Source organism: Vibrio sp. R-1 (assembly GCF_035615595.1).
Taxonomy (GTDB): Bacteria; Pseudomonadota; Gammaproteobacteria; order Enterobacterales; family Vibrionaceae; genus Vibrio; species Vibrio cholerae.
On record NZ_WPDC01000189.1, the window covers coordinates 1 to 1,409 of the forward strand.

1 protein-coding gene is annotated in these 1,409 nt (G+C 50.1%); it reads right to left on the minus strand.

Annotated elements, in window-relative coordinates:
• Positions 1-27: 27 nt before the first annotated feature.
• Positions 28-1,233 carry a Bcr/CflA family multidrug efflux MFS transporter gene (locus GOU96_RS17495; RefSeq protein WP_000108086.1) on the minus strand — a complete coding sequence of 402 codons (1,206 nt, stop codon included), beginning with the start codon at positions 1,231-1,233 and terminating at the stop codon, positions 28-30.
• Positions 1,234-1,409 lie beyond the last annotated feature (176 nt).

Consider the following 1,409-nt stretch of genomic DNA (forward strand, 5'->3'; position numbering starts at 1 on the left):
TTTGAATTTCTAAATGGTAATTCGCCATTACGCTTTTCTTCCTAACGTCCAGTAAAAGGCACCTGATAACACAGAACAAGCCGCCATCACAAATATCATTGGCCATGTTTCAGTACCCGGCAACGCTGCCACGACAGCGCCGATGATTGAGCCCGTACCAAAACGCAATGTGCCCGCTAATGATGATGCGGTTCCCGCCATACGCGGGTATTTACTCAGCAACAACCCCATCGAGTTACTGCCAATGGTTGAGATTGTACCGACAAACAACACCACGAATGGTACGGTTCCCCATAATCCCCAATCCAGAACCCAGCTAACAAACAGACCAATCCCCGCCATCAACTGTAAAAAGAGTGCGAAGCGTAGCATGTTGTGTGAGCCGATTTTTTTGACAAAACGGCCATTGATCGTGGTCAACGCAATCATCGCGACAATATTAAGGCCAAACAGGTATCCGAAACCGTCTGGGCTAACGCCATAAATATCGATGTACACAAACGCGCCGGCTGTCAAAAACGCGAACATACCCGCAAACGAAAATGCGCCAGAGAAAATCAGCCCCATAGCTACAGGGTTTTTACACAAATCAAAATAGTTGCGCATGGTGCTACGAAAACGCAGCGGCTGACGATTTTCAGGGCTCAGCGTTTCTGGGATTTTCCACATCACCATCGCGATAACGAGTGCCGCAAACAGCGCCAGCACCCAGAAGATAGAACGCCAGCCAAACCAAATCGCCAAGTGCCCGCCAATCATAGGCGCAACCAAAGGAGCCAGCGTCACCACTAAAGTGACAAACGACATCGCCCGCGCAAAATCTTCGCGGTCAAACATATCGCGTACCACCGCTTGAATGACCACGGCCGCCGCCGCACCCGCAAAACCTTGCGCGGCACGAATGTAGGTTAAGGCTTCAATACCATTGGTCGTCGCGCTCACCATAGCGGCAATACCAAAGAGGAAGATACCGCACAGCATCACCGGACGGCGACCATAACTATCGGCCAGAGGACCATGCAGCAATTGGCCAATGGCAAAGCCTGCCGTATAGGCAGTTAGAGTAATTTGCACCGCACCAGCGTTAACGCCGAAATCACGGGCAATGGTCGGCATGGCCGGCAAATACATATCGATCGCCAGCGGTGTCAACGCACCGAGCGCACCGAGCACAATATAAAGCAACAAACTCATTTGCGGTGTTTGTTGGGTATTCACGGTTGAGGTAGACATACTTCTCCGTAGAGTTAAATTGAGTTTTTCGCGTACACCCATAAGTGTATGCGAATTAGAGATTGCTTGATGAGGCAATAAAACGTGGGAGGACTTAACGCTTAGATTCAGCGCTAAGTCCTATCGGTCTATACCCTTCCTACTTAAGCTGCAGCGATGTTGGCTACGTTCGTTCA